14 protein-coding genes are annotated in these 13,834 nt (G+C 62.5%); 12 read left to right on the top strand and 2 right to left on the bottom strand.

Annotated features, from left to right (window positions below; genetic code table 11):
• Positions 1-5 precede the first annotated feature (5 nt).
• Positions 6-308 carry an Asp-tRNA(Asn)/Glu-tRNA(Gln) amidotransferase subunit GatC gene (gene gatC, locus RCH09_RS04680; RefSeq protein ID WP_326939888.1) on the bottom strand — a complete coding sequence of 101 codons (303 nt, stop codon included), beginning with the start codon at positions 306-308 and terminating at the stop codon, positions 6-8.
• 251 nt (positions 309-559) lie between these two features.
• Here gatC and RCH09_RS04675 point away from each other — a divergent pair, with 251 nt between their 5' ends.
• From RCH09_RS04675 to RCH09_RS04620, 12 genes are all read left to right on the top strand, one after another.
• A complete protein-coding gene (locus RCH09_RS04675; protein WP_326939887.1) occupies positions 560-1,603 on the top strand; it encodes a rod shape-determining protein in 1,044 nt (347 codons plus the stop codon).
• 141 nt (positions 1,604-1,744) lie between these two features.
• On the top strand, positions 1,745-2,698 hold the full coding sequence (gene mreC, locus RCH09_RS04670) for a rod shape-determining protein MreC (protein WP_326939886.1): 954 nt from the start codon (positions 1,745-1,747) through the stop codon (positions 2,696-2,698).
• Complete coding sequence (gene mreD, locus RCH09_RS04665) at positions 2,695-3,207, top strand: rod shape-determining protein MreD (protein ID WP_326939885.1); 513 nt, start codon at positions 2,695-2,697, stop codon at positions 3,205-3,207. Before mreC ends, mreD begins: the two co-directional genes overlap by 4 nt.
• Before the next feature lie 36 nt (positions 3,208-3,243).
• The gene (gene mrdA, locus RCH09_RS04660) at positions 3,244-5,232 is read left to right on the top strand and encodes a penicillin-binding protein 2 (RefSeq protein ID WP_326939884.1); all 1,989 of its coding nucleotides are present in this window, start codon (positions 3,244-3,246) and stop codon (positions 5,230-5,232) included.
• Between the two features lie 5 nt (positions 5,233-5,237).
• A complete protein-coding gene (rodA, locus tag RCH09_RS04655) occupies positions 5,238-6,344 on the top strand; it encodes a rod shape-determining protein RodA (protein WP_326939883.1) in 1,107 nt (368 codons plus the stop codon).
• 9 nt (positions 6,345-6,353) lie between these two features.
• The gene (locus RCH09_RS04650) at positions 6,354-7,415 is read left to right on the top strand and encodes a septal ring lytic transglycosylase RlpA family protein (protein ID WP_326939882.1); all 1,062 of its coding nucleotides are present in this window, start codon (positions 6,354-6,356) and stop codon (positions 7,413-7,415) included.
• A 167-nt stretch (positions 7,416-7,582) separates the two neighbouring features.
• Complete coding sequence (locus RCH09_RS04645; RefSeq protein WP_326939881.1) at positions 7,583-7,711, top strand: hypothetical protein; 129 nt, start codon at positions 7,583-7,585, stop codon at positions 7,709-7,711.
• A complete protein-coding gene (locus tag RCH09_RS04640) occupies positions 7,708-7,797 on the top strand; it encodes a potassium-transporting ATPase subunit F (protein ID WP_326939880.1) in 90 nt (29 codons plus the stop codon). Before RCH09_RS04645 ends, RCH09_RS04640 begins: the two co-directional genes overlap by 4 nt.
• Positions 7,798-9,591 (top strand): potassium-transporting ATPase subunit KdpA, encoded by a 1,794-nt coding sequence (gene kdpA, locus RCH09_RS04635; protein WP_326939879.1) that lies wholly within the window; start codon positions 7,798-7,800, stop codon positions 9,589-9,591.
• 15 nt (positions 9,592-9,606) lie between these two features.
• Entirely contained in the window at positions 9,607-11,673 is a 2,067-nt protein-coding gene (gene kdpB / locus RCH09_RS04630) for a potassium-transporting ATPase subunit KdpB (protein ID WP_326939878.1), read from the top strand.
• Between the two features lie 8 nt (positions 11,674-11,681).
• Positions 11,682-12,278, top strand: a complete 597-nt coding sequence (gene kdpC / locus RCH09_RS04625) for a potassium-transporting ATPase subunit KdpC (RefSeq protein WP_326939877.1) — start codon at positions 11,682-11,684, stop codon at positions 12,276-12,278.
• Positions 12,279-12,298: 20 nt separating this feature from the next.
• Positions 12,299-13,033, top strand: coding sequence for a TorF family putative porin (locus RCH09_RS04620; RefSeq protein WP_326939876.1), 735 nt, complete (start codon positions 12,299-12,301; stop codon positions 13,031-13,033).
• 16 nt (positions 13,034-13,049) lie between these two features.
• On the opposite strand, the gene RCH09_RS04615 is transcribed toward RCH09_RS04620, so the two are convergent.
• Positions 13,050-13,691 (bottom strand): DUF599 domain-containing protein, encoded by a 642-nt coding sequence (locus tag RCH09_RS04615; protein WP_326939875.1) that lies wholly within the window; start codon positions 13,689-13,691, stop codon positions 13,050-13,052.
• Between the last annotated feature and the right edge of the window lie 143 nt (positions 13,692-13,834).

Raw genomic sequence — 13,834 nt, 5'->3', positions numbered from 1 at the left:
TCTTTTCAGTCGAGGACTTTGGGCACCAGATACAGACCGTCCTGGTTAACGGGCGCCGGCTTCTGGTAATCCTCGCGGTGGTTGCTTTCGGTAACGATATCGTCGCGCAGACGCAGGCACAAATCGGGCTGCATTGCCGCAATCGGGTGGTTCAGTGGCACGATGCCGGTGGTATCGACGCTCTGCATTTGCTCGACCAGGGCAAAGATTTCATTGAGCTTGGCGAGCGAACGGGCGGCCTGTTCATCATTGAGTTCGAGCTGCGCCAGGTTGGCGAGGATCGTGACATTCGATAGCGTAAGCGACATGGCGGGGGTCACGCGCGCGGCGTGCCGAAAAAAAGAGTTTTTAAAAAAGCGAAGCAGCGCTAAAGCCGCCGAAAGCCATGCAAAATCTGCCATCGCACCGTGTTTCCAGCGAGATTTTACGGGGCAGTTTCGCCTGAATTATAAGGTAGAATGTCGGGTTATTACTTTGGTGGCGCCGCAGTGCAGGCAGCCTCAAGTCACTTTCAACCCCCATTAGACAAGCGCACTATTGTTGCGCATCAGGACAATACATGTTTGGATTTCTCCGCAGTTACTTCTCCAATGATCTGGCGATCGATCTGGGTACCGCCAACACCCTCATCTATGTGCGTGGTCAGGGTATCGTACTGGATGAGCCTTCGGTCGTCGCGATCCGCCAGCAAGGCGGACCGAATGGCAAAAAAACCATTCAGGCAGTCGGCAAGGAAGCCAAGCAGATGCTTGGCAAGGTGCCCGGCAACATCGAAGCGATTCGCCCGATGAAAGACGGCGTGATCGCCGACTTCACCGTCACCGAGCAGATGCTCAAGCAGTTCATCCGCATGGTGCACGACTCGAAACTCTTCAAACCCTCCCCCCGCATCATCATTTGCGTACCGTGCGGCTCGACCCAGGTCGAGCGTCGCGCGATTCGCGAATCGGCGCTCGGCGCCGGCGCCTCCCAGGTGTTCCTGATCGAAGAGCCGATGGCCGCAGCCATTGGCGCCGGGCTGCCGGTGTCGGAAGCCACCGGCTCGATGGTGGTCGATATCGGCGGCGGCACCACCGAGGTCGGCATCATCTCGCTGGGCGGCATGGTCTACAAGGGTTCGGTCCGGGTCGGCGGCGACAAATTCGACGAAGCCATCGTCAACTACATCCGCCGCAACTACGGCATGCTGATCGGCGAGCAGACCGCAGAAGCCATCAAGAAAGAAATCGGCTCGGCCTTCCCCGGCTCCGAAGTCAAGGAAATGGAAGTCAAGGGCCGCAACCTGTCCGAAGGCATTCCCCGCTCCTTCACGATTTCGAGCAATGAAATCCTCGAAGCCCTGACCGACCCGCTCAACAACATCGTCTCGGCAGTCAAGAACGCGCTGGAGCAGACCCCGCCCGAACTCGGCGCCGATATTGCCGAAAAGGGCATGATGCTGACCGGCGGCGGCGCCCTGTTGCGCGATCTGGACCGCCTGTTGATGGAAGAGACCGGCCTGCCGGTGATCGTGGCAGAAGATCCGCTGACCTGCGTGGTGCGCGGGTCCGGCATGGCGCTGGAGCGGATGGACAAGCTCGGTTCGATCTTCTCGTACGAATAATCGGGCACGGCGAACCACGTGCTGATCCATGTCCGGTCCGGTACACGAACCCGCCGGACATGGCACTGCAGATTTTTTATTCCAGACCGCCCCACCGCCGTGCGCCGCACGCCGGCAAGCGACCAAGACATTGCGCAATAGATGGAATACAGCCCGCCACCGTTATTCAAGCAAGGCGCATCAGCCCGCGCCAAAGTGGTGTTCTTCTCGCTCATCGCGATTGCCTTGCTGGTGGTCGACTCGCACGTCAAATCACTGGCACTGATCCGCCAGGCCATCGGCACCACGTTGTATCCGCTCCAGATGGCGGCCCTGATGCCGCGTGACGCGGCGCTCGGCGTGGCCGGTTACTTTTCATCCCTGTCGTCGGTCGAACGCGAGAACAAGAAGCTGCGGCTGGAACAGGCCGCCAACGCCCAGACCCTGCAGCGTGCCCAGCAGCTGTTCTCGGAAAACGCCCAGCTGCGCAAGCTGCTCGGCACCAGCGAGCAGTTGCCGGTGCCGTCGGTGATGAGTGAGATCCTGTACGACGCACGCGATGTCTTCACCCGCAAGATCGTGCTCGATCGCGGCTCGCGTCATGGCATCGTGGCCGGCCAGCCGGTGATCGACGATGTCGGCGTGGTCGGGCAGATCACGCGAGTGTTTCCCTTCACCTCCGAAGCCACGCTGTTGACCGACAAGGACCAGGCCATTCCGGTCCAGGTGGTGCGCAGCGGCTTGCGCAGCGTCGCCTATGGACGCGGCCAGAGCGGCGTGCTGGATCTGAAGTTCATGGCGGCCAACGCCGATATCCAGAAGGGCGACAAACTGGTCACCTCCGGTATTGACGGGGTCTATCCGGCCGGTCTTGCAGTCGCCACCGTGGTGCAGGTCGAGAGCAAATCCAATGACGCGTTCGCGCGCATCGTCTGCCAGCCGTCGGCCGGAATTGATCGCAACAAGCAGTTGCTGATCTTGCTGGCCGAACCGAAAACCGCGCCGCGACCGCCACCGGAAGAGCCGAAGGACAAAAAAGAACGTGGTGGCAAAACGCATTTGCGCGACACCGGCAAGGACACCGCCGTTCCGGCTGCGCCAGGAAAGCCACGATGAACCAGCCACACTACATCCTGCTGCCGGCCAGTCCGGTGTTCATCATCTTCAGCCTGATTGGCGCCTTTCTGCTCAATCTGTTGCCATGGGGCGGCCTGGTCGGCGTACCCGATTTTGTCGCCCTCGTGCTGATTTTCTGGAGCATCCACCAGCCGCGCAAGGTCGGCATTGGCGTGGCCTTTTGCATGGGTTTGCTGATGGATGTGCACGATGCCGCACTGCTGGGCGAAAATGCACTGGTCTACACGCTGCTGTCATATCTGGCGATCATGATTCATCGCCGCGTGCTGTGGTTTCCGGTGCGCACGCAGGCGTTGCATATCCTGCCAATCCTGCTGTTTACCCAAGTAGTGCAACTGCTCATCCGTCTCTGGATCACCGGCAAATTTCCAGGCTGGCTGTTCTTTCTCGAATCGCTCGTGTCGGTGGCATTGTGGCCGGTGGTGACGTGGCTGTTGCTGGCACCGCAGCGCCGTGCGGTGGACCGCGACGACACCCGGCCGATTTGACGCGCGCCCAGTTGCAGCACTCACCGTCGGAACCGCATGACTGAATTCAAGAATACCGAACGCGAATTGCATTACTTCCGGCTGCGGGTGTCGGCGGTCGGCGTGTTCGTCTTCATCTGCTTTGCTCTGCTGACGGCGCGCTTTGTCTGGCTGCAGGTGGTCAAGCACGCCGACTATGCGGCCCAGGCCGAAGACAACCGCATCTCGGTGGTGCCGGTGGTGCCCAATCGCGGCCTGATCCTGGATCGCAATGGCGTGGTGCTGGCGCGCAATTTCTCGGCCTACACCCTCGAAATCACCCCCTCGAAAATCCGCGGCGAACTCGAAGCGACCATCGACGAACTGGCCACACTGGTCGACATCCAGCCCAAGGACCGCAAGCGCTTTCGCAAGCTGCTCGAAGAAACTCGCAATTTCGAGAGTTCGCCGATCCGCACCCGTCTGACCGACGAAGAAGTGGCGCGCTTCACCGCGCAGCGCTACCGCTTTCCGGGCGTCGAGATCCAGGCCCGGCTGTTCCGCCAGTATCCGCTGGGCCAGGTGGCCTCGCACGTGACCGGGTATATCGGCCGCATCAGCCAGAAGGATGCGGAAGCGATCGATGAAATGGAAGACGGCGCCAACTACAACGGCACCGATTACATCGGCAAGGAAGGCCTCGAGAAAAGTTACGAGAAGCAGTTGCATGGCACCACCGGCTACGAAGAAGTGGAAGTCTCGGCCGGCGGTCGCGCGGTGCGCACGCTGTCACGCACGCCGGCCAGCCCGGGCAACAACCTGATCCTGTCGATCGACATCGAGCTGCAGAAAGTGATCGAAGAAGCCTTCGCCGGCCGGCGCGGTGCGCTGGTGGCGATCGAGCCCTCGACCGGCGATGTGCTGGCCTACGTCTCGATGCCGACCTTCGATCCCAACCTGTTCGTCGAGGGCATCGACCAGCAAAGCTGGGAGCAGCTCAACACCTCGCTCGACCGGCCGATGGTCAACCGGCCGCTGTCAGGCAGCTATCCTCCCGGCTCGACCTACAAGCCCTTCATGGCACTGGCTGCGCTGGAGCTGGGCAAGCGCACCCCCGCCAGCACCATTTACGACCCCGGCTATTTTTTCTTCGGCAACCATAAATTCCGCGATGACAAGGAAGGCGGACACGGCACCGTCGACATGCATCGCTCGATCGTGGCGTCGTGCGACACCTATTACTACATGCTGGCCAACGATCTGGGCGTCGATGCGATGCATGATTTCATGAAGCCGTTCGGCTTCGGCCAGCTCACCGGCATCGATCTGGAACACGAAAAGCGCGGGCTGCTGCCGTCCACCGCATGGAAGCGCGCCGCCTACCGCAAGCGCGAGCAGCAGAAATGGTATGCCGGCGAAACCATCTCACTGGGCATCGGCCAGGGTTACAACTCGTTCACGCCACTGCAGATGGCGCATGCAATTGCCAATCTGGCCAACAACGGCATCGTCATGAAACCGCATCTGGTGAAGATCATCGAAAACGGCGTCTCGCGCGAACGCACCGTGACCGTGCCGAAGGAAAGTTACCGGATTGCGCTGAAGCAGGAAAACATCGACTTCATCAAGGCGGCGATGGTCGGCGTGGCCAATGAACCGGGCGGCACCTCGTACCGGGTGTTCGGCAAATCGGAATACATTTCGGCCGGCAAGACCGGCACCGCCCAGGTTGTCGCGATCAAGAAAAACGAGAAGTACGATGCCAAGCGCGTCAGCGAACGGCAACGCGATCACTCGCTCTACACCGCCTTCGCGCCGGCCGACAATCCGCGCATTGCGATTGCGATCATCGTTGAAAACGGCGGTTTCGGCGCCGAAGCCGCTGCACCGATCGTCAAGAAGGCGCTGGACTATTACCTGCTCGGCAAGCGCCCGCTCGACAAGGACAAGCCCGTGCTGGACAAGCCCGACAATGCCGAAATCCGCGCCGCCGCCGAGCTCAAGGCCGAAGCCGAATCCATCGGCGGACCGAAAGCCGGCGCCGAAACCGAAGGCAACAAGGACTAACGGCCATGATCGAAAAACGTCCCCTCTGGCCGCGCATCAAGCCGCATCTGATGGTGTTCGACGGCACCCTGGCGCTGATCATCTTTCTGATCATGTCGGTCGGCATTGTCACGCTGTATTCGGCCGGCATCGACTTTCCGGGTCGGGTCGAGGACCAGCTGCGCAACATCCTGGTGGCCTTCGTCGTGATGTGGGTCGCGGCCAATATTCCGCCGCAGATGCTGATGCGGTTTGCGGTACCGATCTACAGCTTCGGCATTGCGCTGCTGATCGCGGTGGCGGTGTTCGGCGTAGTCAAGAAAGGCGCGCGCCGCTGGATCAATCTGGGCGTGGTGATCCAGCCGTCCGAGATCATGAAGATTGCCATGCCGCTGCTGCTGGCGTGGTTTTTCCAGAAGCGCGAAGGCATGATTGGCTGGGCCGAATTCCTGCTGGCCGGCCTGCTGGTGGCGATTCCGGTCGGCCTGATCGCGCGCCAGCCGGATCTGGGCACGGCGGTGCTGGTGCTGGCGGCCGGATTCTATGTGATCTTCCTGGCCGGACTGTCCTGGAAAGTGCTGGTCGGGCTGGTGGTCGCCGTCGGCGCCAGCCTGCCCGTGCTGTGGCTGCAGCTGCACGACTACCAACGCCAGCGCGTGATGATGCTGATCGACCCGTCCTCCGATCCGCTCGGCAAGGGCTTTCACATCATCCAGTCGACCATTGCGGTCGGCTCGGGCGGCATCACCGGCAAGGGCTGGCTGAAAGGCACCCAGGCCCATCTGGAATTCATCCCGGAACGCACCACCGATTTCATCTTCGCGGTGTACTCCGAAGAGTTCGGCCTGATCGGCAATCTGGTGCTGATGACCCTGTACCTGTTGCTGATCGGACGCGGCCTGGTCATCGCCGCCAACGCGCCGACGTTCTTCACCCGCCTGCTGGCCGGCGCGATCACGCTGATCTTCTTCACCTACGCGTTTGTCAACATGGGAATGGTCAGTGGTATCCTGCCGGTGGTCGGGGTGCCGCTGCCCTTCATGAGCTACGGCGGCACCGCGCTGGTCACGCTCGGCCTGGGCACCGGCATTCTGATGAGCATCCAGCGGCATCGCAAGCTGGTGCAAAGTTAAGGAGAACGCATGCGCACACTGCTGATCGCACTACTCGCCCTGATCCTGGCGGCCTGCGGCAGCGTGCCCACCGCGCCGCCATCGAGCGCACCGCCTGTAGCCCGCAGCAGCACACCGAATGCCAGCGGTGGCACGCGCGCACCGGCGATGCCGGCGGCCGGCTCCGGTCGCGGCGGCTACTACCAGGACGACGGCCCGGGCGAATCACCGCCCGACAACCTGCTGGCGATTCCCGACGCCGAACCAAAACTCGAACCGAACTTCGCACGCAACAACAAGCCGTATGTCGTGTTCGGCAAAACCTACACGCCACTGGCCGCCGACGAACCACTCAAGCAACGCGGCGTCGGCAGCTGGTACGGCAAGAAGTTCCACGGCCAGAAGACCTCCTCGGGCGAGCCCTACGACATGTACAAGATGACGGCCGCGCATCCGACCATGCCGTTGCCGTCCTATGTGCGGGTGACCAATCTGGCCAATGGCAAGCAGGTCATCGTGCGGGTCAATGATCGCGGCCCGTTTCATTCGAGCCGCATCATCGACCTGTCGTACACCGCCGCGCTGAAGCTGGGCTATCTCGGCAAAGGCAGCAGCGAACTGGAAATCGAACGCCTGCTGCCGGATGAAATCGCGCGCATGGAACGCAGCCGACAAGGGGAACGGGCGCTGCCGCAGACCGCAGCGTCGGCGCCTGTCGTGCCGCCAGCGCCCGCGGTCGCGGCACTCGACAACATGCTGCGCAACGACGCCGCACCGCCGTCCGGCGTGGTGGTCAAGGCACTGCCACCGTTGACCGAGACGCCGCCGGCGCCAACAGTGGTGGCCAGCGCCGCCGGCAACAGCAATATCTACCTCCAGCTCGGTGCGTTTGCGCAGGCGCCGAATGCCGAAGCGGTGCGCGCACGCATGCTGCGCGACGCCGCCGATCCGGCGCTGCCGATGGAAGTGGTGCAGTCAGGCGCGGTGTATCGCCTGTTTGCCGGACCGTTTTCGAGCCGCTCCGACGCCGCTGCCGTGATGCAGAAAATGCAGGACCTGGGCGGCCTGAAGCCGTTTATCGTGCTGCGCTAAACGAGCCATCAGGCCGGCATCGCGGCAAATGCGAACTGCAAGGGAAGGCACATCACTGTGCCTTCTTTTTTTTTGCTCCCCGCGCCACTGGCAGCGACGCCGCCCTGTTTACACTTTCTTTACACCCCCTTCCCGCTTCTTTACAACGTTTTTAGGGCCGCGCGACTATGCTGACTGCTGTTGAAACCTTCAAGGAAAACAGCATGGACATCGTGTACGTGGGCGCCATCCTGGCGCTGTGGCTGCTGACGCTGGGTGTCGTCGTGGCCTGCGACAAACTGGGAGCGCGCAAATGACGCCGTTCTATCTGCTCGGCGCCATCATCGCCGTCGCGCTGCTGGTGTACCTCGGCATCGCGCTGTTCAATGCGGAGGATCTGTAAATGACGACCCAATCAATCCTGCTGCTGGTGCTGCTGTTTGCGGTGCTGATCCCGCTGGCGTATCCGCTTGGTTTGTATCTCGCCAAGGTCGGCGACGGCACCCGGCTACCGGTGTTTGGCTGGCTGGAAAACCTGCTGTACCGCAGCGCCGGCACTGACCGCGACGTCGGCATGGGCTGGAAAACCTATGCGCTGGCGCTGCTGGCTTTCAATACCGTCGGCGCGCTGTTCGTGTATGCGATCCAGCGCCTGCAACTCTGGTTGCCCGGCAATCCGCAAGCGCTGGCCAATGTCAGCGCCGACTCGTCGTTCAACACGGCGGTCAGCTTCATCACCAACACCAACTGGCAGGGCTACGCCGGCGAGTCGACCATGAGCAACCTGACGCAAATGGTGGCGCTGACCGGTCAAAACTTTTTCTCGGCCGCGACCGGCATGGCGGTAGCCTTCGCGCTGATCCGCGGCTTCACGCAACGCTCGGCCCAATCGATCGGCAACTTCTGGGTCGACATCACGCGCTCGACGCTGTACGTGCTGCTGCCGCTGTCGCTGGTGTTTGCGGTGTTCCTGATGGGCCAGGGCGTGGTCCAGAATTTTTCGGCCAACAAGGAAGTCGCGCTGCTTGATGCGGTCACCTACACCCAACCAACAATGGATGCGGCCAATCAGCCGATCAAGGATGCCAAGGGCGAGGCTGTCAGGGAAACGCTGACGGCCAAAACCCAAATCCTGCCGATGGGTCCGGTCGCGTCGCAAGAGGCGATCAAGATGATCGGCACCAACGGCGGCGGCTTCTTCAATGCCAATTCGGCGCATCCCTTCGAGAACCCGAACGCGCTGACCAACTTCCTGCAGATGCTGGCGATCTTCCTGATCCCGGCGGCATTCTGTTTTGCCTTTGGCCGCCAAGTCGGCGACATGCGCCAGGGCTGGGCGATTCTGGCCGCAATGACGGTGATCTTCGTGGCGCTGGCGTGCGTGGTGCTGATCGCCGAGCAGCAGGCCCATCCTGCGCTGCAGGCGCTGCACATCGACCAGAACCTGTCGGCGCTGCAATCCGGCGGCAACATGGAAGGCAAGGAAACCCGTTTTGGCATCAGCGCCTCGGCCCTGTTTGCAGCGGTCACCACGGCAGCCTCGTGCGGTGCGGTCAATGCGATGCATGACGCGTTCTCGGCACTCGGCGGCATGGTGCCGATCGCCTTCATGCAGCTCGGCGAAGTGGTGTTCGGCGGCGTCGGCACCGGGCTGTACGGGATGCTGGTATTTGCCATCATGGCGGTGTTCATCGCCGGCCTGATGATCGGTCGCACGCCGGAATATCTGGGCAAGAAAATCCAGTCGTTCGAAATGAAGATGGCGGCGCTGACCATCCTGATCACGCCGTTGCTGGTACTGGGCGGCACCGCGATTGCGGTGATGCTCGATCCCGGCAAGGCCGGCATCGCCAATCCGGGCGCGCATGGCTTTTCCGAAATCCTGTACGCCTTCACCTCGGCCGCCAACAACAACGGCAGCGCCTTCGCCGGGCTGTCCGCCAACACCCCTTTCTACAACGTGATGCTGTCGATTGCGATGTGGTTCGGACGCTTCGGCATGATCGTGCCGATCCTCGCCATCGCCGGTTCGCTGGCAGCCAAGAAGCGCCTTGACGTCACGCCCGGCACGATGCCGACCCACGGCCCGCTGTTCGTGGCGCTGCTGGTGGGCACCGTGATCCTGATCGGCGTACTCAATTACGTCCCGGCGCTTGCGCTCGGCCCCGTCATCGAACACCTGCAACTTGTTCATTAAAAAAGAAAGTCAGCCATGTCACGCACCAGCCTGACCCTGTTCGACCGCGCCCTGCTCGGCCCCGCCGTGCTCGACGCCTTCAAGAAGCTCGACCCGCGTGTGCAGTGGCGCAGCCCTGTCATGTTCGTGGTCTTCATCGGCAGCGCGATTACCACGCTGCTGTGGCTGCAGGCACTCGTCGGCAGCGGCGAAGCCAGCGCCGGATTCATCGGCGCCATCGCGGTCTGGCTGTGGTTCACCGTGTTGTTCGCCAACTTCGCCGAGGCGCTGGCGGAAGGCCGCAGCAAGGCCCAGGCCGCATCGTTGCGCGCCTTGAAGCAAACCGTCATCGCCAAGAAACTCGAGGCCCCGAAACACGGCGCCACCTGGTCCGGCGTGAATGCCACCACCCTCAAGAAAGGTGATGTGGTGCTGGTGGAAGCCGGTGACATCGTGCCGGTCGATGGCGAAGTCATCGAAGGGGTCGCCTCGGTCGACGAGAGCGCCATCACCGGCGAATCGGCGCCGGTGATCCGCGAATCGGGCGGCGATTTTTCGGCCGTCACCGGCGGCACGCGCGTGCTGTCGGACTGGCTGGTGGTAAGGATCTCGGTCAATCCCGGCGAAGCCTTCATCGATCGCATGATCGCCATGGTCGAAGGCGCCAAGCGCCAGAAGACTCCCAATGAAATCGCGCTGACCATTTTGCTGGTGGCGCTGACCATCGTGTTCCTGCTGGTGACGGTCACGCTGCTGCCGTTTTCGCTGTTCTCGGTCGAGGCCGCCAAGGCCGGCGCACCGGTCACGATCACGGTGCTGATCGCGCTGCTGGTCTGTCTGATCCCAACCACCATCGGCGGCCTGCTGTCGGCCATCGGCGTGGCCGGCATGAGCCGCATGATGCAGGCCAATGTGATCGCCACCTCGGGCCGCGCGGTCGAAGCCGCCGGCGACGTCGACGTGCTGCTGCTCGACAAGACCGGCACCATCACGCTCGGCAATCGCCAGGCCTCGGCGTTCTTCCCGGCGCCGGGCGTCACCGAGGAGCAGTTGGCCGATGCCGCGCAGTTGGCCTCACTGGCCGATGAAACCCCGGAAGGCCGCAGCATCGTGGCGCTGGCGCGCAGCCGCTTCAAGTTTCCGGAGCGCGATCTGGCGACGCTGCATGGCAGCTTCATTCCGTTCTCGGCGCAGACCCGCATGAGCGGCGTCGACCTGGGCGAACGGGCCTTGCGCAAGGGCGCGGTCGATGCGCAGAAAAAATATGTCGCATCGCTCGGCAAGCAGTTTCCGAATGACGTCGGGCGCGATGTCGACACCGTCTCGCGCCGCGGCAGTACGCCGCTGGTGGTGGTCGACGCCGGCCGCGTGATGGGCGTCGTGGAGCTCAAGGACATCGTCAAGAGCGGCATCAAGGAACGCTTCGCCGAACTGCGCCGGATGGGCATCAAGACGGTCATGATCACCGGCGACAATCAGCTGACCGCTGCCGCGATTGCGGCCGAGGCCGGAGTGGATGATTTCCTGGCCGAGGCCACGCCGGAAGACAAGCTCAAGCTGATCCGCGACTACCAGAACGATGGCCGGCTGGTGGCGATGACCGGCGATGGCACCAACGATGCGCCGGCGCTGGCGCAGGCCGATGTCGCGGTGGCGATGAACTCGGGCACGCAGGCGGCAAAAGAGGCCGGCAACATGGTCGATCTGGATTCGAACCCGACCAAGCTGCTGGAAATCGTCGAGATCGGCAAGCAGATGCTGATGACACGCGGCGCGTTGTCGACGTTCTCGATCTCGAATGACATCGCCAAGTATTTTGCGATCATCCCGGCCGCCTTCGTCGGCACCTATCCGCAGTTGAAAGCGCTGGATGTGATGCATCTGGCGAGTCCGTCGTCGGCGATTATCTCTGCGGTGATTTTCAACGCGTTGATCATCGTGGTGCTGATTCCACTGGCGCTCAAGGGCGTCAAATATCGCGCCGTCGGCGCCGCCCTGCTGCTGCGCCGCAATCTGTTGATCTACGGCCTCGGCGGCATCCTGGTGCCGTTCGTCGGCATCAAGGCGATTGACATGCTGTTGTCCGCCTTACACCTCGCATAGGAAGTCCCATGAAAACCATTCTTCGTCCCGCCCTTGTTTTGTTTGCCCTGCTGACCGTGATCTGCTGCGGCCTGTATCCGGCCCTCGTCACCGGCATCGGCCGCGCTGCGTTCGTCGATCAGGTCGATGGCAGCCTGCTGCTGCGCGATGGCAAACCGGTTGGCTCGGCGCTGATCGGCCAGTCGTTCTCGTCACCGCAGTACTTCTGGGGCCGGCCATCGGCCACCGCACCGATGCCCAACAATGGACTGGCGTCGGGCGGCGCGAATCAAGGTCCCACCAATCCGGCGCTGATCGATGCGGTCAAGGGGCGGCTGGATGCCTTGAAGGCGGCCGATCCGGACAACGCCTTGCCGGTGCCGGTCGATCTGGTGACGGCGTCGGCCAGTGGCCTCGATCCCGACATCAGCATCGCCGCCGCGCAATTTCAGATTGCCCGCGTTGCCCGCGAACGCAAGCTGCCAGCCGATCAGGTGCGCGTGCTGGTCGACCAATTCAGCGCAGGCCGCCTGTTCGGCATCCTCGGCGAGCCACGCGTGAATGTGCTGAAACTGAACCTGGCACTGGATCAGGCCGCACCCGCAACAAGCAAGTCAACCCCGTAATCCTTCAAAGTGAGCCTTCCATGAAATACCTGATTTCCACCGCCGCACTGTTGATCGCTGCCGCCTTTCCGGCCCACGCCGAAGACGCCCCGGCAGCAGCGCCGCAGGCACTGACCTTCAACGCCGCCATCACCAGCGACTACCGCTTTCGCGGCATCTCGCAAAGCCGCTTGCTGCCGGCGCTACAGGGCGGCGCCGATTATGTGGATGGCGCCAACGGCTGGTATGTCGGTACCTGGCTGTCGAGCATTCGCTGGACCAGCGACGCCGGCGGCAGCGGCCACGTCGAAGCCGACATTTACGGCGGCAAGCGCGGTGACCTCGGCGGCGATTTCGGCTACGACGTCGGCGTGCTGACCTATGTGTATCCGTCCAACGGCCTGCATCCGAACGCCAACACCACCGAGGTGTACGGCCAGCTCGGCTATGGCGTGAGCACGGTCAAGTATTCGTATGCGGTCACCAACCTGTTCGGCTTCGTTGATTCAAAGCGCAGCGGCTATCTGGATATTTCCAGCAACCCGGTGTTGTCCGAGTCGCTGACGCTGAACCTGCACGTCGGCCATCAGACCGTGAAGAACCAGTCGACCTTCAGCTACACCGACTGGAAGATTGGCGTGACCAAGGACTTCGGCGTGGCAAGCCTGAGTCTGGCCGCCATCGGCACCGATTCGGACGCCTATCGCGGCCCGGGCGCGGCGTCGAAGAACCTCGGGAAAAATGCGCTGGTGCTGAGCGTCGCGAAGACATTTTGAGCGACAACCTGCCGGTTCAGGTGATGGCAAACCGGTCGAAGCCGATCAGTGCCGCCACCACCGCCACCGCGGCCACCGGTCCTGACCACGGATAGACGATCGAAGCCAGAATCGGCGCCACCATGAGCAGGTTGCGCAAGCCCCAGCTGTACAGCAAACCGGCGCGGCGCAGGTAGACCACACAGGTGGCAGCCCAGCGCTGTCGCTCTGCCGAATCGGCCGGCATGGAGCTGATGAAACCGGCGTGATTGTAGTACCGCACCGCCATCGTCGAACACACCAGGGAGGCAAACAGAATGGTCATCAGCAACAGCTCCAGCGCCAGGCGCGGCGTAAAGTCTGCAGCGATCATGTCGCCGGCGGCAAACGACGTGTGCAGCGATGGCGCCGCCAGCGTGACCGTGCCGATCAAACCCAGCGCGGCCGTCGACGCCGTCATCGTGGCCGACATGAGCGAATTGCGCAGCGTCTGGACTGCCACGATTTCATATCCGGGTTGGCGCGATATCGCGGCGAACCATTCCGCGCGCAAATTTGCATGTGCCGAGCGCGCCAGTCGGGTCGGGCTACGGCGCTGCACCACCAGCAGGATGGTTTCATACAGCAGGAGTATGGCCATGGTCGCAAGGGCGGCCAGCCAGGCGGCAAGGTTGGTCATGGCAGGCACCTCAAGTGACCGTGCCGGACCGGATCGGCCGCAATCGGGATGCCGGCGCGGCGCGCAGCGCTGTGACGACAAGCATGGTTTCGCTCCTTACGCGTTGACGAGATGGCCTATAGCATACGTGGTCGCGAAGCCGG

This window comes from Actimicrobium sp. GrIS 1.19, assembly GCF_035984655.1.
Lineage (GTDB): Bacteria > Pseudomonadota > Gammaproteobacteria > Burkholderiales > Burkholderiaceae_D > Actimicrobium.
Note: the sequence above shows the minus strand (reverse complement) of the source record. Positions and strands in the feature narration are given on the sequence as shown.